Raw genomic sequence first — 22,639 nt, forward strand, 5'->3', positions numbered from 1 at the left:
CAAGCGGCAGGCTTGTATCGTTACGATGGCTTTATCGTATCAGGCTTATACTGTCATTCATCGCCAAGGTTACATAGAATACCCGCAGTTTCCGTTATCGACCATCTCACGCTTCGGCGCTGCCAGAGAGACTGATTTGAACATCGTTTTCCGTTACCTCATTCGCCAGATCATGGTCAGCATGGTTGCCGTTTCCGGCATCCTGTTGCTGGTGTTTATGAGTGGTCGCTTTATCAAGTACCTGGGCAATGCCGCAGAAGGCGAGATTCCCGCCGGCGTTCTGTTTTCCATCATGGCCTACCGCTTTCCGGGATTCCTGGAGCTGATTCTGCCTCTGGGGCTGTTTATCGGCATCCTGCTGGCCTACGGGCGGATGTACCTTGAAAGTGAAATGACGGTGTTGTTTGCCTGCGGTGTCAGCGACAGGCAGTTGCTGGCGAAAACCCTGATTGGCTGTGTACCGGTGATGCTGGTTGTGGCCAGCATGAGCCTGTATGTGTCGCCGTGGGGTATGAAGCAGGTGGAGGCTATCTTCAACGAAGCGCGCACCGCCACAGAGTTCGAGATGCTGGCGCCGGGGCGATTTCAGGATTTTACGTCTGGTAGCCGGGTTACCTACACCGAGGCCCTGAGCGAAGATAAGCGGCAGCTCCAGGGAGTATTCATCGCCGAGTATGATCGTAACGGGCAAGGCGTGACTCTGATCACCGCCGAGTCTGGTTCCCAGTTGATCGATCAGGAAACCGGTAGCCGGTTCCTGATTCTGGAGAACGGTGGGCGGTTTCAGGGGCAACCTGGCAGGCTTGATTACAATGTTACCCGGTTCGAAGCCTATGGCCTTAAGATCATGGGTGGAGAAGCCGGTAACCGGGAGCTCGAGGAGGGCATCAGCACCAGGGCGCTCTGGCAATCGGATAAGCCGGAGGACCGGGCTCTGCTACATTGGCGTTTCTCGCTACCGTTGATTGTGCCGATCGTGACCCTGCTGGCGGTCCGTCTTAGTCGGGTTAACCCGCGCCAGGGCCGTTTCTTCCATCTACTACCGGCGATGCTGGTTTACATCACCTACCTCGGGTTGCTGATTGTAGCGCGGGATGCCCTGGCGGATGGCAAGGTGCCGGAGTGGATAGGCATGTTGTGGGTGCATGTGATTTTCCTGGCGCTGGGGCTTTGGTTGCAGTTTGGCCCTGCCTGGCTTTATAAGCGGCGCCTGGAAAAGGAGGCCCGTGCCCATGCGTAGAATCGATGGTTACGTCATGCGCACCGTGGGCGGTGCGATGTTCCTGGTGATGATGGTGGTGCTGTCACTGGATGTGATTTTCGCCTTTATTGCCGAGCTGGACGACACCCGCAACGATTACCAGACCCTGCAGGCGCTCTGGTATGTATTTCTGACCTTGCCAAGGCGAATATACGATTATCTGCCGCTGGGTGCTTTCATGGGGTGCCTGGTAGGGCTAGGTGCCATGGCCAGCTCTTCGGAGCTGACGGTTATCCGGGCTGCCGGTGTTTCCATTCGCCGGATTGTCTGGTCGGCGATGAAGCCGGCCCTGGTGGTTGTTTTGTTGGGGCTGGCCATCGGTGAATACGTTGCGCCGACCACGGAGCGCATGGCGCAGAGCGACAAAGCGGTGGCCCTGGGGGCGAGCAGGAATGTTGCGTCGGCCCACGGTGTCTGGCACCGGGAGGGGAACACGTTCATGCACCTGAATGCTGTTCAGCCAAACGGCGTATTGCATGGCGTATCTTTGTTCCGTTTTGGAGACGACCGGGAGCTGGAAGTGTCCAGCTTTGCTGAAAGAGCGATTTTCCAGGGTGATCACTGGCTGCTGGAGAAGGTGGTGTCCACTCGCATTGAGGACGAACGCACCCTGCGCAATGAGCATGCCGCCTTGCGCTGGGAGACCGGGCTGTCACCGGAAGTGCTGAGTGTGTTGATCGTCAAACCAGAAAATCTTTCCATGGCCGGCCTGTACACTTATGCCACCTATCTGGGAGAGCAGGGGTTGACGGCTGCCCGTTATTGGCTTGCGTTCTGGAAAAAGGCGTTGATGCCGCTGGGTACGGCGGTGATGGTGTTGGTGGCCATTTCCTTCATCTTCGGCCCGTTGCGCTCTGTGACCATGGGGTTCCGCGTGTTCACCGGCCTGCTGGTGGGCCTGTTGTTCAAGTACATGCAGGATTTGTTGGGGCCCATGAGCATGGTATACGGGTTTAATCCGCTCTTGGCGGTACTGGTGCCGATTCTGGTGAACGCTTTGGTGGGGGCCGTGTTGATGCGGCGGGCCGGCTGAGATGGCCGGCCCGGGCGCATTACTTTTTGTTTTTGGCGGTTTTTGATTTGTCTGGTGCGGGCACGGCCACAACGACGCTGTTGGATGCGCGATCGGTCAGCGACAAACCGTTGATCGGGTAGAACAGGGCGATCACAGCGGGCACCGTGAGCAGGAGCGTTAGGGAGCCTACGTAGTAGGCGGCGATCATGGTCAACACGATGACTGCCGCAGCGCTGCCATAACGGAGCAAGGCCTGGGTCCAACTGACGGACGTGCCATCCAGGTTCTCGATTCGAATGCGCCACACCTGCATGCCCAGGGTTTGGCCGATACGGGTCCAGAAATAGGCGAAGAACAGGTAGAGCACCAGGAACAGGGTGAAGGTGAGGCCCGGGCCGCCCTCGAGTTCGCCTGCCTCGGCCATCTGTTCGTACTGTTCCCAGCCGGTTATCCAGCCTGCAATCATGGTGTAAGCCCAGGTGGCTACCAGCAGCACGGCGATACTGATCAATCCATCGTAGATAATGGCCAGGGCTCGCTTCAGTGCGGTGGCTGGCGGTAAAAGTTCCTCGGCGTTATGAAAGCGTCGGGGCATGGAATCTCCTGTGAGGTTTCACGTTTTTCCTGTTCTCGGCGTGTGCTAGAGTAGCGGATTTGCACACGCATGTAAGTATTCGTATTTCAATCGCGGACTTGCCGGCTATTCCGGCGGGTTTCAGGCAAGGTGTTAAAGGTCGAAAGGTATCAAAGGTCTATGAAAACCGCAGAGTTGCGACAGGCGTTTCTGGAATATTTCAAGCAGCAGGGTCACACCATTGTGCCGAGCAGTTCACTGGTGCCGGCAGACGATCCTACACTGCTGTTTACCAACGCTGGCATGAACCAATTCAAGGATGCCTTCCTTGGCCGGGAAGAACGCGACTACACCCGGGCGACCTCATCCCAGAAGTGTGTGCGCGCCGGTGGTAAACACAACGACCTGGAAAACGTTGGCTACACCGCCCGCCACCACACGTTCTTCGAAATGCTGGGTAACTTCAGCTTTGGCGATTACTTCAAGCGTGAGGCCATCAATTTTGCCTGGACCTTCCTGACCGGTGAGCAGCACCTGAACCTGCCCCAGGAAAAGCTCTGGGTAACCGTGTACGCGGAAGACGACGAAGCCTTTGATATCTGGAACAAAGAGGTTGGCGTTCCGGCTGAACGGATTATTCGCATCGGCGACAACAAAGGCGGCCGCTACGCTTCCGATAACTTCTGGCAGATGGGCGACACCGGCCCCTGCGGCCCCTGTACCGAGATTTTCTACGACCACGGCCCGGATGTGGCTGGCGGACCTCCCGGCAGCCCGGAAGAAGACGGCGACCGCTACATCGAGATCTGGAACGTGGTGTTCATGCAGTATAACCGCACCGCCGATGGCGAGATGCTGAACCTGCCCAAGCCTTCCGTGGATACCGGCATGGGGCTGGAGCGGATTGCGGCTGTGCTGCAGGGCGTTCACAGCAACTATGAAATTGACCTGTTCCAGGATCTGCTGAAGGCCGCATCCGAAATTCTGGGCGGTGCGGCGACCACCGAAGCGTCGCTGCGGGTGGTGGCAGACCACATTCGCTCCTGCGCTTTCCTGATTGCCGATGGTGTGATGCCGTCAAACGAAGGCCGCGGCTTTGTACTGCGCCGGATCATCCGCCGTGCAGCCCGTCACGGTAACAAGCTGGGCGCAACCCAGCCGTTTTTCTACAAACTGACCGGCGCCCTGGTGGAATTGATGGGCGAGGCCTACCCACAACTGGTCAGCAGCCGCAAACAGATCGAAAAGGTGCTGTTGCAGGAAGAAGAGCAATTCGCCAAGACCCTGGACAAGGGTTTGCGCCTGCTGGAGCAGGACATCGCCGAACTGAAGGGTACGGAAATTCCTGGTGAAACCGTATTTACCCTGTACGACACCTACGGCTTCCCGGTAGACCTGACCAACGACATCGCCCGTGAGCGTGGCCTGACCCTGGACTACGAAGGCTACGAAAAGGCCATGGACGCCCAGCGTGACCGTGCCCGCGCGGCCAGCAAGTTCGGCATCGATTACAACGCCGCCGGCATCACCATTGACGGTAAGACCGAGTTCACCGGCTACGACCATATTGACGGCCATGAGCGCATCCGTACGGTTCTGGTCAACGGTGAAGAGAAAACCGCCGAGGCTGGGGACGAGTGTGTGGTGGTGCTGGAGCGCACGCCGTTCTACGCGGAATCCGGCGGCCAGGTGGGTGATACCGGCCTGCTGACCTGGAGCGGTGGTCGCTTCCAGGTAACCGATACCCGCAAGGAAGGCGACAACCACCTGCACGTGGGCACATTGGTAGAAGGCGAGTTGTTCCCAGGCCTGGAAGTGGATGCCCGGATTGATCACGCCCGCCGTGAGCGTACCAAGCGCAACCATTCCGCCACGCACCTGCTGCACGCAGCACTGCGCAAGGTTCTGGGCGAACATGTCACCCAGAAAGGCTCGCTGGTAGATCCGGACAAACTGCGCTTCGATTTCTCCCATTTTGAAGCGGTCACCCCGGAACAGTTGAAAGAGATCGAGCGTCAGGTAAACGAACAGGTTCTGGAGAATACCCCGGTTCAGGTGGACGTGACCGACATGGAGTCTGCCAAAGAGAAAGGCGCCATGGCCCTGTTCGGTGAGAAGTACGGTGATGTGGTGCGTGTGTTGAGCATGGGCACCGATAGTTATTCCGTCGAGCTTTGTGGTGGTACTCACGTGTCTCGCACCGGTGATATTGGTCTGTTCAGGATAACCTCGGAAAGCGGTATCTCCTCCGGTGTTCGCCGTATTGAGGCGGTGACCGGGTTTGGTGCGCTGGAATGGCTGGACGCCACTGAACGAACCCTGCGCGAAACGGCGCGCCTGGTTAAAGGCACCCGTGAGACCGTAGTGGACAAGGTTCAGCAGGTCCTCGACCGCAACCGCCAGCTTGAAAAAGACGTGGATGCACTGAAAGCCAAGCTCGCCAGTTCCGCAGGCAGTGATCTTGCCGGAAATGCTGTAGAGGTGGCCGGGCTAAAAGTCGTCGCGGCAGAGCTGGAAGGTGCTGACCGCAAGGCACTGATGGAAACCGCCGACCAGTTGAAGAATAAGCTGGGCGAAGGTGTGGTGGTTCTGGCCACTGTAGACGACGGCAAGGTTACCCTGGTTGCCGGGGTTACCAAGTCTGCCACTGGTCGTATTAAAGCTGGCGATCTGATGAAGCATCTGGCGGCGCAAGTGGACGGTAAAGGTGGTGGCCGCCCGGATATGGCCCAGGGTGGCGGTAACGATCCGTCCAAGCTGGCGGATGCCCTGGCAGGTGTTCCGGCCTGGGTTGAACAAAATATCGGTTAAGCAACTGTTTTTGGACGCGGGCGGAGGTTTATAATTCCGCCCGCTTTATTTGATGGGCGGGCAATCGGTGTTCCGCTTTGAGTCCCCGGTTCGGAGTTTGGCAAAACATGGCTCTGTTGGTTCAGAAATTTGGTGGTACGTCCGTTGGTACAACCGAGCGGATTGAGGCAGTGGCTGACAAAGTGTGTCAGTTCCGTAAAGACGGGCACGATGTGGTGGTTGTGGTCTCGGCCATGAGCGGAGAAACCAACCGGCTGATCGCCCTGGCCAACAACATTATGGAAGATCCGGTACCCCGGGAAATGGACGTACTGGTGTCTACCGGTGAGCAGGTGACCATCGCGTTGTTGTCTATGGCGCTGCAGAAGCGTGGCTGTGATGCCCGGTCTTACACCGGCTCACAGGTGCGCATCCTGACGGATAGCAGTCACACCAAGGCGCGGATCAAGCAGATTGATGAGCAGCGCATGCGCGAAGATCTGGAAGCCGGCCGGGTAGTGGTTGTTGCGGGCTTCCAGGGTATTGATGAGCACGGCAACATCACTACGCTCGGTCGCGGGGGTTCAGACACCACCGCGGTGGCACTGGCGGCTGCCCTGAAGGCTGACGAGTGTCAGATCTACACGGATGTGGACGGTGTTTATACAACCGACCCGCGGGTGGTAGACAGTGCTCGCCGGCTCGATCGAATTACATTTGAAGAAATGCTCGAGATGGCCAGCCTGGGCTCGAAAGTGCTCCAGATTCGCGCCGTCGAATTTGCAGGTAAATACAATGTTCCATTAAGAGTGCTTTCCAGCTTCCAGGAAGGTGAAGGCACCCTGATTACTTTTGAGGATGAGAACGCCATGGAACAACCGGTTGTTTCCGGCATTGCTTTCAATCGTGACGAAGCCAAACTGACCATTTCCGGTGTGCCCGACACTCCGGGTAGCGCCCTGCGGATTCTGAAGCCGGTCAGCGATGCCAATATTGAAGTGGACATGATTGTGCAGAACGTGGGCGAAGATAATAAAACCGCGTTCACCTTCACGGTCCACCGTAACGACTTCAAACGGGCCCAGGAAGTTCTGCGTGGTATCTCCAGCGAAATTGGCGCTGGCGAAGTGGGTGGCGACAGCAAGATTGCAAAAGTGAGCATTGTGGGCGTAGGCATGCGCTCGCACGCTGGCGTGGCAACTAAAATGTTTGAGGCGCTGTCCAAAGAAGGTATTAATATTCAGATGATCTCCACCTCGGAAATCAAGATTTCGGTGGTGATCGATGAGAAGTATCTCGAGCTGGCGGTTCGTGCACTACACAGTGCATTTGAGCTGGATCAGGCCGGGGTGGACGAGGGCGCTTAACAGCAGGATGCTCGAAAGCGCACCTTTTTGAGTCATTGATAATAGCTATCGAGATGCGAAGGGGTATAAGTATTATTGCGTCTTTAGTATGATCGGTGATCTCTTTATAAAAGCTATAAGTACAACATTCTGTTGTCGGAACAGGTTGGTTTGGAATAGGGAGAAAGGGATATGTTGATTTTGACCCGCCGTGTTGGCGAAACTCTGATGATCGGCGACGAGATTACCGTTACCGTTCTGGGAGTGAAGGGGAACCAGGTACGTATCGGTGTTAACGCGCCCAAAGACGTCGCGGTTCACCGTGAAGAAATCTATCAGCGGATTCAGTCCGAAAAAGGCTCAGACGAGCCGGAACCGGGCAATCGTTGATCGATAAAAAGCCGCTCACGGGAAACCTGAGCGGCTTTTTTGATGGTGGGAAAAATCGAGTAGAAAAAACTCGTGTCAACCCTATGAAAACAGAAAAATTATGGTAGTATACGCCCCGTTCTCAAGGAGAGGTGGGTGAGTGGCTGAAACCAGTTCCCTGCTAAGGAACCGTACGAGCAATCGTACCGAGGGTTCGAATCCCTCCCTCTCCGCCATTTCCTTTTGGGGAAACGAGAACAGGTTGAAGCAGCATTCAACCAATGCGAAAGATGCGCGGCTGTAGCTCAGCTGGATAGAGTACCTGGCTACGAACCAGGCGGTCGGAGGTTCGAATCCTCCCAGCCGCGCCACTATCGCAAACCTGTTTTAAGCGGCTGTAGCTCAGCTGGATAGAGTACCTGGCTACGAACCAGGCGGTCGGAGGTTCGAATCCTCCCAGCCGCGCCAAATAAAGATCAGAACGCCTCAGCTTGTATACCTCACAAGTTGGGGCGTTTTGCTTTCACCACATTAAATCATCCGGAATCTCATACCCCGCGTAAGGGTCGTCCTCTCCGGCATCATCCTGCTTGCGATCGTGCATCGAAATCACGGCGGTTTCGTCTCGCTCCATAATCTTGCGGGCTACTTTGTCCGGGACCACTTCGTAGTTGTCGCCAATTGCCACAATCGCAAGCCGGCCACGGGAGAGCTGGTCAACCATGGTGTCATCCACCAGAATTTTCTTGATCTTCTTTCCGTCGACAAACTGGTAAGACGTTTCGCCCCGGCTGCGGTCCAGCCGGTTGGTTTCAATCAGTTGCCGAATCTGAGCCTGAATGGCTTTCTTTTCCGCCTCCTTTTGCCGTTCCAGATTCAGCTGGCGGTCACGCTCGGCCTTTTCAAGGCGGGCCTGGCGAGCGCGTTCCTCGGCTTCATTCACCTGGACTGCACCTTTGGGTTGCTGCTTGCGTTGCTTGCGTTTTTCGTTTCGTATGCTTTTGGCTTTCTTTTCGTCGGCCAGTCCGGCCTTGAGTAGTTGTTCCTGCAAAGACGCCATCAGTGACTCCGTGGATTCGTGATAAACTGCATATTATGAACCTCTAGTATACGCCGACGTTATTCCCGCAATAACCCACAAACATTTACCTCGTGGATTTTTCTATGTCTTCTTTTAAAGAGCTGGGGCTTTCTCAGGCCATGCAGGCAAATCTGCAGCGGTTGGGTTTTGAGCAGCCGACAGGCATACAGGTCAAGGCATTGCCACCAGCGCTGGCCGGCAAGGATGTGATTGCCATGGCGCAGACCGGCAGTGGCAAGACGGCTGCATTCGGCATTCCGCTGGTGGAACGACTGAAACCAAAACAATTTGCGGTGCAGGCGCTGGTGTTATGCCCGACCCGGGAACTGGCTGATCAGGTGGCCAAGGCTCTGAGAGAGCTGGCGCGGGCACAAGACAACGTGAAAGTACTCACGCTTTGTGGGGGTGTTCCCATAGGGCCCCAGATCGGCTCGCTCAGTCATGGCGCCCATATCGTGGTAGGCACGCCGGGCAGGGTTGATGACCACCTGCGCAAGGGTACGCTGACCCTGGACCGCGTGAACACGCTGGTGTTGGACGAAGCAGACCGAATGCTGGATATGGGGTTTGAAGAGGTGGTGTTGTCCATTCTTGAGCAAACGCCGGCCGCCCGACAAACCCTCCTGTTTTCCGCAACCTGGCCAGAACCGATCCGGGCCATGAGCGAGCGCTTCCAGGTTGAGCCGGTGGACGTCAGGATCGAGGCAGAAGACGCTACCAGCAGTATTTCTGAGGTGTTCTACGAAATATCGCCAGACCAGAAAGTTCGCGCAGTTGCAGCCCTGTTGTCTCATTATCAGCCGGTGTCGTCTCTGGTTTTCTGTACAACCAAGCGGGACTGCGACGAGCTGGCGCAGGAGCTTGAGGCGCTCGGTTTTGCGGCTATGTCACTGCATGGGGATCTCGAGCAGAAAGACAGGGATAGCACATTGGTCAAATTCGCCAATCAGAGCTGCACGGTCATGGTCGCCACCGACGTGGCTGCTCGTGGTCTGGATATCAAAGCGTTGCCCCTGGTGATCAATGCCGAGCCTGCCCGCGACCCGGAAGTACACACCCATCGCATTGGCCGTACCGGGCGTGCCGGTGAACAGGGACACGCGATTACGCTGTGTGCGCCCAGCCAGGGCCATAAAGTCTCGCGGCTTGAATCAGCCCGGGGTGCGTCTGTTGTCTGGGGCGATTCCGAAAGCCTGCTGGCGCAAACGTTACGCCCGGTTCGCCCGGCCATGAAAACCCTGTGCCTGGCCGGTGGTCGAAAAGACAAAGTGCGCCCTGGCGACGTGTTGGGCGCTTTGACCGGGGATGCGGGTATTCCGGGTACGGCAGTGGGAAAAATAGATCTGTTCGATTTCCAGTGTTTTGTGGCCGTTGATGAAGCCTGGGCAGATAAAGCTTTGGCTCGGCTTGAGAAAGGAAAGGTCAAAGGCCGCAAAATCAGGGTTCGTTATGCTTGATTCCAGTTGTTGAAGACCGGTCGGGTGAGTGTCAGATCAGGCCAGGAAGCTCGGAAAGTCCCTATAGAAATGTTTACTTCAGGTTGCTCCTGGTCAATGAAAACGGTAAATTACGCAGGATTTTGCCTCCCGATTTGTTTATTTCAGCCATTAGACTTTGGTCTGACGGCTGAAAGCGGCGAAACGGGGAAATCACACAAATCAATACAGGTAGCTATTCGATATGAATGAGCTGATGTCACAAGCCGTCGAGTTGATGATTGCTGGTATGGGCTTTGTGTTCGCATTCCTGATTATTCTGGTATTCGCGACACTGCTCATGTCCAAACTCATTGGACGGTTTGCGCCGCCAGAGCCGGCAACCCCGGCCAAAACGCCACGTGCCAAGCCGAAGGCGCCCGCGTCGGTTGATCCTGACACCGCCGAGGCCATCAAGAAGGCGATTGCACAATACCGGGCACGCCACAAGAAGTGACCCGTTGCACGATTAGAACCTTTTAACAGAAGGCTGACACGATGACTGATACCAAGAAACCGCTGGGGATTACGGACGTAATTCTGCGTGACGCCCACCAATCCCTGCTTGCCACCCGTATGCGGCTTGATGACATGCTGCCCATTGCCGAGAAACTCGACAAAGTCGGTTTCTGGTCTCTGGAATCCTGGGGTGGTGCTACCTTTGATTCCTGTATCCGTTACCTGGGCGAAGACCCATGGGAGCGCATCCGCGAGCTGAAAAAAGCCATGCCCAACACCCAACAGCAGATGCTGTTGCGTGGTCAGAACCTGTTGGGCTATCGCCATTACGCGGATGATGTGGTTGACCGTTTCTGTGAGCGTGCCGCCGAGAATGGCGTTGACGTTTTCCGTATCTTCGATGCGATGAACGACCCTCGCAACATGGACCGGGCCATCAAGGCGGTACGTAAGACCGGCAAGCATGCCCAGGGTACCATCGCCTATACCACCAGCCCGGTGCACACCATCGACATGTGGGTTGAGCTGGCGAAAGAAGTCGCCGATATGGGTGCTGATTCCATCGCGATCAAAGACATGGCGGGCATTCTCAAGCCTTACGTAGCGTATGAGCTGGTCAGTCGTCTGAAGAAAGAACTGGATATCCCGATCCACATGCAGTGCCACGCCACCACTGGCATGTCTACCGCCACCGCCATCAAGGCTGCGGAAGCCGGTATTGATAACGTGGACACGGCTATCTCCTCCATGAGTATGACCTACGGCCACTCGCCCACCGAGGCAGTTGTGGCCATTCTGGAAGGTACTGACCGTGACACCGGCCTGGACCTGAACCTGCTGGAAGAAATTGCCGCTTACTTCCGTGAAGTGCGTAAGAAGTACGCGAAGTTTGAAGGCAGCCTGCGTGGAACCGATTCCCGCATCCTGATTGCCCAGGTACCGGGCGGCATGCTGACCAACATGGAAAACCAGTTGCGTGAGCAGAACGCCAGCGACAAGTTTGATCAGGTTCTGGAAGAAATTCCCAAGGTTCGCGAAGACCTGGGCTTCATCCCGCTGGTGACCCCGACCTCTCAGATTGTCGGTACCCAGGCGGTACTGAATGTTCTGACCGGCGAGCGTTACAAGTCCATTTCCAAGGAAACGGCTGCGATCCTGAAGGGTGAGTACGGCGCAGCGCCGGCACCCATGAACAAAGAATTGCAGGATCGTGTTCTGGATGGCAAGGAAGTGATGACCTGCCGCCCGGCGGATGTGCTTGAACCGGAAATGGACAAGCTGACCGCTGAGCTGAAGGACATCGCCAAAGAGAAGGGCATCAAGCTGGCCGAGCAGGAAGTTGACGACGTTCTGACCTACGCCCTGTTCCCGCAGATTGGCCTGAAGTTCCTGGAAAACCGTGGTAACCCGGATGCGTTTGAGCCGGTACCGAGTGCCGACGACGTTGCCCCCGCCAAGAAGGCCGCTGGCCCTGAGACTTACACCGTGGAAGTGAACGGCAAGAAGTACGTGGTTGCTGTTAACGAAGGTGGTGAGATCAGCCAGATTGAAGGCCAGGGTGGTGCCTCTGCGCCTGCCGCTGCTGCAGCTCCGGCGGCCGGTGAGGGCGAGCCTGTGGTGGCGCCTCTGGGCGGTAACATCTGGAAGGTTCACGTTTCTCCGGGTGATACCGTGGAAGAGGGCGATGTGCTGATTATCCTCGAAGCCATGAAAATGGAAACCGAGGTGCGCGCACCCAAGGCCGGTACCATCGGTGAAGTCTTCATCAAGGAGGGGGACGCCGTCTCCGTTGATGATGAAATGCTGACAATCGCATAAGGGCCAGCATTCCATGGAAAAGTTATTGACGTTGTGGACAGGTAGTGGCCTGTTCAACATAGAGCCGGGCCAGGTGGTGATGATCATCGTTGGCCTTGTGCTTCTCTATCTTGCGATCAACAAGAAGTTTGAGCCACTGCTGCTTGTACCCATTGGGTTCGGTGGCATTCTGGCGAATATTCCGGAGGCAGGGCTTGCCCTGTCTGCGGCCGAGAACGCCATCCATTTCGCGAAGCCGGAAGTGTATGCGGCTTTGGCGAGCACACTAGATGTAGCCTATCAGGCTGGCCAGACAGTTACCCCTGAGGTAAAGGCGGCCTTCAAGGAAGCCTATGAGTCGGCTGGCTACGGCACGGTGAGTGCCGCGGATTCCATCGCTCAGAGCCTTGGTTACAGCCACGGCATGCTGCACAGCTTCTACATGGTGATTATCGGTTCTACCGTTGGCCCGCTGCTGATCTTTATGGGCGTTGGCGCGATGACCGATTTTGGCCCGCTGCTGGCTAACCCCAAGACGCTGTTGCTTGGTGCCGCCGCTCAGTTCGGTATCTTCGGTACCGTGATTGGTGCGGCGCTGCTGGACTGGACCGGTGTTCTCGAGTTCACCATCCTTGAAGCAGCCGCCATCGGTATTATCGGTGGTGCGGATGGCCCGACGTCTATTTACGTATCAAGCGTTCTGGCTCCGCATCTGCTGGGTGCCATCGCGGTGTCTGCTTACGCCTACATGGCGCTGGTGCCGATGATCCAGCCGCCGATCATGAAGGCTTTGACCACCCAGAAAGAGCGTGCGATCAAAATGTCGCAGCTGCGCCCGGTGAGCAAGAAAGAGAAGATCATCTTCCCGATCGTGGTACTGATCGCGGTGGTTCTGTTCCTGCCGGATGCGGCTCCGCTGCTGGGTATGTTCTGCTTCGGTAACCTGATGCGTGAGTGTGGCGTGGTTGAGCGTTTGAGCGACACGGCCCAGAACGCGCTGATCAACATTGTGACCATCTTCCTGGGGCTGTCTGTTGGCGCCAAGCTGGTGGCGGACAAGTTCCTGGATGGTCAGACTCTGGGTATCCTGGTGCTGGGTATGGTGGCCTTCGCGGTTGGTACAGCGGCCGGTATCTTGATGGCCAAGCTGATGAATAAGGTGACCAAGGAAGCGATCAACCCGTTGATTGGTTCTGCCGGGGTGTCTGCGGTGCCGATGGCGGCGCGGGTGTCCAACAAGGTTGGCCTGGAGGCGAACCCGCAGAACTTCCTGCTGATGCACGCGATGGGCCCGAATGTGGCTGGTGTTATCGGCTCTGCGGTTGCAGCGGGTGTGATGATCAAGCTGCTTGGCTGATTGTTGTTCACTGCTGTATTGAGAGAACCCTGCTTCGGCGGGGTTTTCTTTTTTGTAGCCTGCTAGTTTGGTGCTGGCAGCAGGGTGGCAGGGCTTTCCAAAAAACGCTCCTTCGGCACATCCATGTGGCGCTTGGGCTCCGCCATCCATGGCTCCGCACATTTTTGGAAAGCCCCGCCACCCTGCTGCTTCTGAGCTCCGAGTTGTCAGCCTTAAGAGTGCGGAAAAGTTTGCATTGTGGTGGTCGTTCCCAGCTGTTCAATGAAAATCTCTGGAACTGACCGGTAACGCGTTAATCAGGTGGCTCAGGTCAGACAGCTTTCCGGCCATGATATGAACGATATCTCCCTCCTTTTCGATAATCCCCTTTACGTGTAACAACCGGGCGGTGAGTAACGGTTTTCGTTGGCGGCGGGCGGTGTCTAGCCAGACGACGACGTTGATGTTGCCGGTTTCGTCTTCGAGGGTGACGAAGGTGACGCCAGAGGCGGTGCCGGGGCGTTGGCGGCCGGTGACGAGGCCGGCGACTTGTACGGGGATGCCGGGGCGGGTGGTTTTGAGTTGGTCGGCGGTGAGGCAGTAGCGCAGGTGGCCTTGTTCGCGGAGCAGGGCGAGGGGGTGCCTTTGTAGGGTTAAGCCCTGGCTGCTGTAGTCGGCCAGTACGTTCTGGCCTTCGGTGGGTTCGGGGAGCAGGTGGCAGGGCTCCGGGGTGTAATCGGCCATGGTTTCGTTGGCGAAGAGTTCTGCCGGTTCTTCGTGTTCGAGTAACTGCCAGTAAGCCTGGTGGCGGTTGCTGGTGAAGCCGGGCATGGCGTTGGCGCCGGCGAGGAGTTCCATGTCGCGCTGGTTGAGGCCCGCGCGGGTGCGCAGTTCGGCGGCGCTTTGGTAGCCGTTTGCGGGGCGGTTCTGGTGAATGCGTTCGGCACCGCTGGAGGACAGGCCCTGTATGATTCTGAGGCCGAGGCGCAGGTGTTTTTCCTTACCTTGCAGGGTGTGTTCCCAGGCGCTGTGATTCACATCCGGTGGCAGCACGGTTACCTGGTGGCGCTGGGCATCCTGTACCAACTGGCTGGGGGAGTAGAACCCCATGGGCTGGCTGTTGAGCAGGGCGCAGTAGAAGGCGGCCGGGTGGTGGCGTTTGATCCAGGCGGAGACGTACACCAGCAAGGCGAAGCTGGCGGCGTGGGATTCCGGGAAGCCGTAGCCGCCGAAACCGCAGATTTGCTGGTATAAGCGTTCGGCGAAGTCCGGATCGTGGCCCCGTTCCAGCATGCCGCTGATCAGTTTGTCCCGGAACGGGGTGAGGTCGCCGTGGGATTTCCAGGCGGCCATGGCGCGGCGCAGTTTATCGGCTTCGCCGGCACTGAAGCCTGCCGCCACCATGGCCAGTTTGATGACCTGTTCCTGGAAGATCGGCACACCCAGGGTACGTTCCAGTACCTGGCGGACGGCGTCGTTCGGGTAGTCCACCGCTTCCAGGCCGTGTTTTCGGCGCAGGTAAGGGTGCACCATGTCGCCCTGAATAGGGCCGGGGCGGACGATGGCCACTTCAATCACCAGGTCATACCAGGTTTCCGGTTTCAGACGCGGGAGCATGTTGATCTGGGCCCGGGATTCCACCTGGAACACGCCGATGCTGTCGCCTTTTTGTAGCATGGCGTAGGTGGCCGGATCTTCCTGGGGCACATCCTGGATGGTGAAGGTTTGGCCCTTTTCCTCGCTGATTAAGGCCAGCGCCTTGCGGATGGCGGTGAGCATGCCCAGGGCCAGTACATCCACCTTCATCAATCCCAGGCTTTCCAGGTCGTCTTTGTCCCACTGGATTACGGTGCGGCCTTCCATGGCAGCATTTTCTACCGGCACCAGTTCAGCCAATGGCCCGGCACTGATCACAAACCCGCCCACATGCTGGGACAGGTGCCGGGGGAAGCCCAGTATTGTGTTGACCAGGGTAAAGAACTGGTCTGCCACTTTCGGGTTTCGGGTGAGCCCTTTATCCAGAATTTGCTGGCGCCAGTTGGTGGCCTTGTCGCGCCAGTCGATGCCATCGAGCAGCTTTTCCACCAGTGCGGCGTCGAACCCCAGGGCCTTGCCGACATCGCGGATGGCGCTGCGGGGGCGATAGCGGATAACCGTTGCCGCCAGTGCCGCCCGTTCCCGGCCATAACGTTGATAGATGTACTGGATGACTTCTTCCCGGCGCTGGTGTTCGAAGTCCACATCGATATCCGGTGGCTCGTCCCGGTCTTTCGAGATGAAACGTTCGAACAGCAGCTCCACCTTGGCGGGGTTCACTTCGGTGATGCCCAGGCAGTAACAGACGGCCGAGTTGGCGGCCGATCCTCGCCCCTGGCACAAGATACCGCGGCTGCGAGCAAAGGCCACGATGTCGTGGATGGTGAGGAAGTAATGCTCGTAGTTGAGCTCCGAGATCAAACCCAGCTCTTTGCGGATTAATGCCTGCACCTTCATGGGTGTGCCCCTGGGGTAGCGGCGGCGTTCGCCGTCCCGGGTCAGGCGTTTTAGGTAGGCCGCCGGGGTTTCGCCCTTCGGTACAAGGTCAGGCGGGTATTCATAGCGCAGGCTGCCGGGCTCGAAACGGCAGCTGTTGGCAATGTTGACGGTTTCCTGAAGCCAGGCCTGGGGGAACAGGCGTTGCAGTACCGGGAGCGGACGCAGGTAACGCTCGCCGTTTTGGAACAGGCAGTGGCCAGCGTTTTCGACCGTGGAGTGATGGCGCAGTGCCGTGAGTACATCTTGCAGGGGCTGGCGCTCCCTGGCGTGCATGTGTACTTCGCCGGTTGCGGCAATGGCAAGTTTGAGCTGATCGGCCAGCTTGCGTACACGAGCCAGCTGTTGCTCTTCGCCCGCTTCCAGGGTGCGGGTAGCGCCAATGCGCAGGCGTTGCTCAAACAACCGTTGCAACCATTCGCCACAAACCTCGGCTTGCTCGTAGCTGGCAGCCGACGATGCCGGTGGTAGCCACAGGCAGAGGCAGTTATCCAGCTCTTGGGTTTCGATATCCCGGGTAAACAGCTGATATTGGCCTTTCTCTGCCCGGCGCCGGCCGGTGGTGATCAACTGGCACAGCTGGCCGTAGCCCTTGCGGGACTGGGCCAGCAGTATAAAGCTGGGAGCTGCACCACCGGGGGGCGCATCTTCCAGTTCAAACCAGCTACCGGTAATCAGCTTTACCGGGCTGCCTTTCAGGGCAGCCCAGGCTCTGGGAATGCCGGCAACGGAGCAGGCATCAGTGATGGCGATAGCGTTGTAGCCCAGCTCCAGGGCACGCTCGGCCAGCTCGTGGGGGTGTGAGGCCCCGGTCAGGAAGGTGAAATTGCTGAAGCAGAATAACTCTGCGTAGCCGGTAGCCATCAGCCAAACCATCCGTGTATGAACCAGCCACCCTGAACATCCCGGAACACCCAGGCCAGTTCGCCGCCCGGCAACTGGGCGATGTAGTAATCCCGGTGAACCCGCTGGCCATCCCACCAGCCACCGCTGATGCGCTCCGGGCCGGAATGCCAGGTTTCCGGGGGCTGAGCCAGAGGCCGGGGAGCCTTCAGGAGCCACAAGGGACGCCGTGGCAGTGTCACTGAAGCCTGTGGCCGGAGTTTACCGGGTTTGCCCGGATTGTTGGCAGACCAGGCACATTCGGGCCGGTGATCAGCCCTGGCCGCAAGCCGTTTCAGGGACTGTTCGCCCAGGCGAGCTTGCAGGCGGCTGATCAGTGTGTGCCAGGCTTCGTCCAGGTCTTCCGTTTCGCCCAACAGGTCCCGGCCTAACGGGGCTTCCCGGCCGGTGAAGCGTTTGACTGCCAGAATCAGGCCGGTGACCGGTGCGCTCAAGGGGGGGTGGTCCAGCTTCAGGCGTATCAGTTTCAGAAACATCTCGGCCCGGTGTTCCGGCCCGGTAGTGCGAATGCGTAAACGGGTGGCTTGCTGATGCCGGTGCTGCAGAATCAGTAACAGGGTATCCGTGTCTTGCTGGCGCCAGCACAGGTCTTCCTCCAGTTCTGACAGAATCCGCTGTAGTGAGAACAGCAGCCCCTCGGTGTGCTCCACTTCGTGAATGAAGTCGGCTTTTTGCCGGAAACTGTGGGGTGGTTGCCAGGGGGCTTTTGGGTCTGGCCGGGTGCCCTGGATTTTCTGGACCATGGCCAGCAGTTCTGGTGACAGTCGCCGGGCCAGCTCTGTGGGGGGCAGGGCAAACACCTCTGCCAGGGTGTTCAGCCCCAGGCGTTGTAAGCGGGTGCAGGACTTTTCATCAAACCCTGCGGCCGGCAAGGGCAGGCTTCCCACCGATGCAAGAATGTGGTGTTTGTCTGCCGTGCATTCCCCTTTGCCGGCCCGGGCCAGTAACTGTGCGGCCTGGGGCGTATGGCCAATGGCGACCCAGGCGGTCAGTTTACGTTCGGCCAGCGCTTGCTCCACGGTTTGCCAGATAGAAGGCAAACCGCCATACAGTTTCTGCAGGCTGCTGACTTCTGCCCAGATACCGTCTGGCGGTGAGAGGGTAATGTGTGCTGCATAGCGGTATAGCCAGCGCGCCTGGTCTTCCAACAGCCAGGCTTCCTGCCTGGCTTCGGTACGCATGATGCTCAGTTCTGGTGCCAGGCCCAGGGCAGTCTTCAGGCGCATACCGGCTTCAATACCAAAATCCCTGGCGTTTGGGCAGGCCTGAACCACGGTATGCCCGGCGCCATCCACAATCGCCAGGGCTCCTGTGGATGGCTGATTCCGGTGGATGTGGTCCAGCAGCAAATGCGGGAAGTGCAGGTAAAGCCAGAGCATACAGCTTACCCTTGTGAACGGGGCCACGGCCCCTGAACCACACGGGATGAATCCTGAGTGGTGATGTCTGCCCGGTGCCCTAACGCCAGGGAACAACGTTGGCCAGGCCAGCTGCCACGGCGCTTGATGATGTTTACTTTGAGGTCCTGATGATCCCCTGGCACCAGTTCCAGGCGCAAAGCCGCAGGTGAGTTTTGATCCGCCTGCCGGCGGCTACGGAACAGCACACACACATTGCCGCCGGCTTCTGATGCCAGCTGTAGCCGCCGGATATCCCGGCTGGCAAGCTTGCCAGGCCAGGCGAGCACCAGCCCGGTTACCGGTGAGCGAAGGCAGTTCTCAAGTGTCCACAGGAAATCGCCCTGATCGTCTGTGTTGATCACCACCAGATGGTCCAGATTCACGCCTTCCCGGGCCAGGGCAGGGGCATAGGGCGTGTGCGGCGGGTTCAGCCAGAAAACGGTCTTGCCCTGCTCAGACAAGCGCTGCATTAATGGCAAAACAAGGTGCAACTCACCAATGCCGAGGGCATCCAGCAGGCATTCGCTCAACGCGCCCCGGGGCCAACCAAGGCCACCCAGTTGGTTGTCCAGAACCTGATAGCCTGTCGGCTCTGCTGGCTGCGTAGTTTTTCTGTGCTTGTGGCCCTGCCATACGCGGGCATCCTGCAGAAGACTGCTGAGAAGGTCACTCATGGGGAAATCTCTGAATACTGTTTATATATACAGTATTATTGTGGAGGCGGAATTTCAACTATCCACTTGATAAAACCGCTCACGCCACCCACGCTGGACACAGTAACCAGGAGAGGAGAAACAGCCATGACAAAACTGAGCCAACACGCCTGTGAAGCCTGCCGTTCAGACGCACCGAAAGTGACCGGCCAGGAGAAGCAGGAACTGCTGAGCGTGATCCCAGACTGGGAAGATGTGATGGTAGACGGCGAGGAGCAGCTACGCAGGGTCTTCACCTTCAAGAACTTCGTGGAAGCGCAAGCCTTCACCAACAAAGTGGCGGACCTGGCCGAAGCCGAAAACCATCACCCCGCGATTCTGCTGGAGTGGGGCAAAGCCACCGTGCGCTGGTGGACTCACAAAATCGGCGGTTTGCACAAAAATGATTTCATTATGGCCGCCAGAACAGACGAGCTTTATTAAAAAGCCTCGTCCACCGGGCTGCGCACACCAAAGCCGCCTTTACGGACAACATGGGTGTAGATTTCGGTGGTACGGACATCGGAATGGCCGAGTAGCTTCTGGATGGTGCGAATGTCGTAGCCGGCTTCAAGCAGCCTGGTTGCAAAGCTGTGACGCAGGACGTGACTGTTTGCCTGCTTGTAGATGCCGGCTTCTCGAATGGCCGCCCCAATGGCTCTTTGAACACTGCGATCCAACAGATGGTGTCGACGCAGGGTATTGCTGCGTGGGTCTTTAGATAGCTTGCCAGCTGGAAACAGGTATTGCCAGGCTGGCTCCTTGGCCGCCTCCGGAAACTTGCGATTTAGTGCAGAGGGCATGTAAACCTCACCATGACCACTGGCCAAATCTTGCTTGTGCTGTACAAGGCAGAGCTCGATCTGTAATTCCAGTGGTTTTAGCAATGACTCCGGGAGCAGGGTTGTTCTGTCCTTATTGCCTTTGCCGCTGCGAACCATAATCTGCTGCATGCCAAAATCAATATCTTTTACTCGAAGCCTCAACACTTCGTTAATCCGGAGTCCTGAGCCATACATCAGGCGTGCTACCAGTTGGGAGGCACCTTCTAGATGGCTTATCACAGCTTTGGCTTCGTCGTGCGTAAACACCGTTGGCAGACGACGAGGTTTTCTTGCTAGTTCAAAAGACAACTCATCCAGAGGTTGTTGAAGGAATTCACGAAAGAGAAATACGATGGCATTCAGCGCTGTTCGCTGTGTACTAATACTGCTGTTGCGCTGAACCGCGAGATGAGAGAGAAATTGTTCCACTTCTTTTGTGGCGCAGGTGGAGGGGTGTTGCATGCCATGAAACCGGATAAACCGTTTGATCCAGTGGCAATAGGTTTGTTCGGTTTTGTAGGCCAAGTTCCGGCTTCGAATCAAAGAGCGAAGCTGATCCATGAAGCGGGTTGGGTTCTCTGGTAGCTTTGGTGGTACATCCAGAATCATGCTTATAGCCTCCATGCTGTTTGGATATACAGTATTCTAGGTTTTGATTGGTGTAATTGCACGATGAGACGTGGAGCTATACGACATCTGTCGCAAAATTTCGTGTTTTTTATATGATGGTCTTACAAAGCACTGAAAAATATGGAAGAGTTGGTATCGGTGAAATGCAGATAAGCGAACAAGCTCCTTGCGGAATCAGCGACATTTGACGCATATTTCCCGGCTGGCATTGCTAGTGCCAGATAACTCATTGTTGAAAAAAGAGAAATCTAAGTGGGTGTTTGGGGTTGCTTGGAATAAGCGTATTTTGCATAGATGTCTTTTGTCGTTGAATTAGCTGTTATCTGGTTGGTTTCGCGTAATTTTTATTGGGCTTGTGCCCATTGATTTTGCTCTGGCGCTAAGGTCGCAGGTAAGTCCGTCACCGGCATTTTCAGCAACAACGATGTTCGTCGCCTGGGGCAATCCGCCGATAACCTGGTTGTGATCTGCTAGTCTGAAGTTCAGGTTCGTTCACCGCGTCATTTGCGGTGTTTTCAATCACAGTGCATCGGCGGTTGCTGGTGCTAGGTCAGCGCAGTAGGCCGTCGAGTTGTTAGCCAGGGATTGGTCTTCGCAATTACCCCCAGCTAACCATGCGCGTCAGTACGCGGCCGAAGGCCGCCGGACGCCCTTGACAGGGCGCCGCTGCGCTTTGCGTGTGTGCCGGGCATGGCACAGAACTAGGGAGGTGAAAGTCCTCCTGCCAGGTGTTCGCAGAGCCGAAGGCTAGGAGAAGGGCAAGGGCGTCATCGCGAGGTGGGGTCTGAAGGAAGCCCAATCCAAAGCGGCGGGGCGACGAACAGGAACCCGATACGAGGTGTGGTACACCCGGGGCGAGCGGGCACGTGACCGCGAAGCCCTCCTTCTGCGACTGGGGTGTGCTTTATAAATCGGGCGTCTACGCCGTGAAAGCTCTGTGCCTTACCCCGGGAGGTCTGCCACGTGTGGACGGACCCACTGAGAGACGAGCGATCGCCTCTGATCGCGTGGCAGAAATCAGCCGAGGGCATAGTAGGTTCGCCCGTGAACCGAAGGCCCGAACAGAGACAGGAGTCGAGTGTCCGTGCAGGGAAACGGGATGGCATCCGCAAAGCAGCTTGTGCTGCCCCTGGTGAAACCAGGGGATGAACCCGTTGCCGGAAATCGGGAGAACTCGCACTCCGTTCAACCCTCACCGTGGATGGCGCGTGTATTGAGCAGGGACAACCTCAATCGCGCCCTGAAACAGGTTCGACGTAACAAGGGAGCGCCGGGCATCGACGGCATGACCGTGGATGAACTACCGGATTATCTGCGCCAACATTGGCCCGAGATCCGGCAGCAACTGCTCCAGCAGACCTACCGACCCAAGCCGGTCCGGCGGGTCACCATCCCCAAAGCCAACGGCGGTTCTCGCCCTCTGGGTATCCCGACGGTGCTGGATCGCTTCATCCAGCAGGCAATCGCTCAGGTGATCCAGCAGGACTGGGAACCCCGCTTCCACCCACACAGCTATGGCTTCCGCCCGGGGCGTTCTGCCCATCAGGCAGTCCGATACGGACAGCACTGTGCTCGGGAAGGCCGTAACTGGGTAGTGGACCTGGACCTGGAAGCCTTCTTCGACCGGGTAAATCACGATCGCCTGATGGCACGGCTGAAACGGCATACGCCGGACAGGCCGCTGCTCAGGCTGATCAACTGGTATCTGAAGGCAGGCGTTCAGATCGGCAACCGCAAAGCCCCGACACCCGAGGGCGTGCCACAAGGCGGGCCACTGTCTCCGGTACTGGCGAATGTGGTGCTGGACGAACTGGACTGGGAGCTGGAACGGCGCAACCTGAAATTTGCCCGCTACGCGGATGACTGCCAGATCTACGTTGGCAGTCGCCGTGCAGGCGAGCGGGTGATGGTGAGTCTGACGCGCTTTATCGAGGACTCGCTGAGGCTCACAGTGAATACACGAAAGAGCGCGGTGGACCGGCCCTGGAAGCGAAGCTTCCTGGGCTTCACCCTCAGCCGGAAAGGGCAGCGACTGAAGGTGGCAGACAAAGCCATCAGCAAGCTGAAAACCCAGATCCGGATACTGAGCCGCCGAACACGGGGCCACTCACTGGCCCAGGTGATCGCAGATCTGAAAGAGACCCTGCTTGGTTGG

17 protein-coding genes and 3 tRNA genes are annotated in these 22,639 nt (G+C 57.4%); 14 read left to right on the forward strand and 6 right to left on the reverse strand.

Features of this window, described 5'->3' with window-relative positions; genetic code table 11:
• The first annotated feature begins 136 nt into the window (after positions 1–136).
• Positions 137–1,240, forward strand: coding sequence for an LPS export ABC transporter permease LptF (gene lptF / locus C7H10_RS03055; RefSeq protein WP_244178167.1), 1,104 nt, complete (start codon positions 137–139; stop codon positions 1,238–1,240).
• Positions 1,233–2,294, forward strand: coding sequence for an LPS export ABC transporter permease LptG (gene lptG / locus C7H10_RS03060; RefSeq protein ID WP_106693714.1), 1,062 nt, complete (start codon positions 1,233–1,235; stop codon positions 2,292–2,294). The genes lptF and lptG overlap by 8 nt, the downstream gene beginning before the upstream one ends.
• Before the next feature lie 19 nt (positions 2,295–2,313).
• On the opposite strand, the gene C7H10_RS03065 is transcribed toward lptG, so the two are convergent.
• Positions 2,314–2,871, reverse strand: coding sequence for an RDD family protein (locus C7H10_RS03065; RefSeq protein WP_058090304.1), 558 nt, complete (start codon positions 2,869–2,871; stop codon positions 2,314–2,316).
• A 159-nt stretch (positions 2,872–3,030) separates the two neighbouring features.
• Here C7H10_RS03065 and alaS point away from each other — a divergent pair, with 159 nt between their 5' ends.
• From alaS to C7H10_RS03095, 6 genes are all read left to right on the forward strand, one after another.
• Positions 3,031–5,661, forward strand: a complete 2,631-nt coding sequence (gene alaS / locus C7H10_RS03070; RefSeq protein ID WP_106693715.1) for an alanine--tRNA ligase — start codon at positions 3,031–3,033, stop codon at positions 5,659–5,661.
• A 107-nt stretch (positions 5,662–5,768) separates the two neighbouring features.
• Positions 5,769–7,007 (forward strand): aspartate kinase, encoded by a 1,239-nt coding sequence (locus C7H10_RS03075; protein WP_072677054.1) that lies wholly within the window; start codon positions 5,769–5,771, stop codon positions 7,005–7,007.
• Between the two features lie 171 nt (positions 7,008–7,178).
• Positions 7,179–7,376 carry a carbon storage regulator CsrA gene (gene csrA, locus C7H10_RS03080; protein ID WP_022989559.1) on the forward strand — a complete coding sequence of 66 codons (198 nt, stop codon included), beginning with the start codon at positions 7,179–7,181 and terminating at the stop codon, positions 7,374–7,376.
• Positions 7,377–7,501: 125 nt separating this feature from the next.
• A tRNA-Ser gene (locus tag C7H10_RS03085) sits at positions 7,502–7,591 on the forward strand.
• Positions 7,592–7,649: 58 nt separating this feature from the next.
• A tRNA-Arg gene (locus C7H10_RS03090) sits at positions 7,650–7,726 on the forward strand.
• 20 nt (positions 7,727–7,746) lie between these two features.
• Positions 7,747–7,823: transfer RNA gene (locus tag C7H10_RS03095), tRNA-Arg, on the forward strand.
• A 55-nt stretch (positions 7,824–7,878) separates the two neighbouring features.
• On the opposite strand, the gene C7H10_RS03100 is transcribed toward C7H10_RS03095, so the two are convergent.
• On the reverse strand, positions 7,879–8,415 hold the full coding sequence (locus C7H10_RS03100) for a DUF2058 domain-containing protein (RefSeq protein WP_061332700.1): 537 nt from the start codon (positions 8,413–8,415) through the stop codon (positions 7,879–7,881).
• A 104-nt stretch (positions 8,416–8,519) separates the two neighbouring features.
• Here C7H10_RS03100 and dbpA point away from each other — a divergent pair, with 104 nt between their 5' ends.
• The 4 genes from dbpA to C7H10_RS03120 all read left to right on the forward strand — a co-directional run bounded on the left by dbpA (position 8,520) and on the right by C7H10_RS03120 (position 13,524).
• Positions 8,520–9,893 (forward strand): ATP-dependent RNA helicase DbpA, encoded by a 1,374-nt coding sequence (dbpA, locus tag C7H10_RS03105; RefSeq protein WP_106693716.1) that lies wholly within the window; start codon positions 8,520–8,522, stop codon positions 9,891–9,893.
• A gap of 223 nt (positions 9,894–10,116) precedes the next feature.
• Positions 10,117–10,368, forward strand: a complete 252-nt coding sequence (locus tag C7H10_RS03110; protein WP_058090298.1) for an OadG family protein — start codon at positions 10,117–10,119, stop codon at positions 10,366–10,368.
• Between the two features lie 41 nt (positions 10,369–10,409).
• Entirely contained in the window at positions 10,410–12,188 is a 1,779-nt protein-coding gene (gene oadA / locus C7H10_RS03115) for a sodium-extruding oxaloacetate decarboxylase subunit alpha (protein WP_106693717.1), read from the forward strand.
• 13 nt (positions 12,189–12,201) lie between these two features.
• The gene (locus C7H10_RS03120; RefSeq protein ID WP_106693718.1) at positions 12,202–13,524 is read left to right on the forward strand and encodes a sodium ion-translocating decarboxylase subunit beta; all 1,323 of its coding nucleotides are present in this window, start codon (positions 12,202–12,204) and stop codon (positions 13,522–13,524) included.
• A gap of 258 nt (positions 13,525–13,782) precedes the next feature.
• On the opposite strand, the gene C7H10_RS03125 is transcribed toward C7H10_RS03120, so the two are convergent.
• The 3 genes from C7H10_RS03125 to imuA are packed head-to-tail and all read right to left on the reverse strand — an operon-like array spanning position 13,783 to position 19,012.
• Positions 13,783–16,899 (reverse strand): error-prone DNA polymerase, encoded by a 3,117-nt coding sequence (locus C7H10_RS03125; protein WP_106693719.1) that lies wholly within the window; start codon positions 16,897–16,899, stop codon positions 13,783–13,785.
• Positions 16,899–18,317 (reverse strand): Y-family DNA polymerase, encoded by a 1,419-nt coding sequence (locus tag C7H10_RS03130; RefSeq protein WP_106693720.1) that lies wholly within the window; start codon positions 18,315–18,317, stop codon positions 16,899–16,901. Before C7H10_RS03130 ends, C7H10_RS03125 begins: the two co-directional genes overlap by 1 nt.
• A gap of 5 nt (positions 18,318–18,322) precedes the next feature.
• A complete protein-coding gene (gene imuA / locus C7H10_RS03135; RefSeq protein ID WP_061332707.1) occupies positions 18,323–19,012 on the reverse strand; it encodes a translesion DNA synthesis-associated protein ImuA in 690 nt (229 codons plus the stop codon).
• Between the two features lie 126 nt (positions 19,013–19,138).
• Here imuA and C7H10_RS03140 point away from each other — a divergent pair, with 126 nt between their 5' ends.
• Positions 19,139–19,474, forward strand: coding sequence for a 4a-hydroxytetrahydrobiopterin dehydratase (locus C7H10_RS03140; RefSeq protein ID WP_061332708.1), 336 nt, complete (start codon positions 19,139–19,141; stop codon positions 19,472–19,474).
• Here C7H10_RS03140 and C7H10_RS03145 read toward each other — a convergent pair.
• Complete coding sequence (locus C7H10_RS03145) at positions 19,471–20,463, reverse strand: integron integrase (RefSeq protein WP_106693721.1); 993 nt, start codon at positions 20,461–20,463, stop codon at positions 19,471–19,473. The two genes, C7H10_RS03140 and C7H10_RS03145, sit on opposite strands and share 4 nt — an antisense overlap.
• A 1,120-nt stretch (positions 20,464–21,583) precedes the next feature.
• Here C7H10_RS03145 and ltrA point away from each other — a divergent pair.
• Positions 21,584–22,639: group II intron reverse transcriptase/maturase (gene ltrA / locus C7H10_RS03150; protein WP_106693722.1), on the forward strand; the 1,056-nt coding region annotated here is incomplete at its 3' end.

It is taken from the genome of Marinobacter shengliensis, from assembly GCF_003007715.1.
Lineage (GTDB): Bacteria > Pseudomonadota > Gammaproteobacteria > Pseudomonadales > Oleiphilaceae > Marinobacter > Marinobacter shengliensis.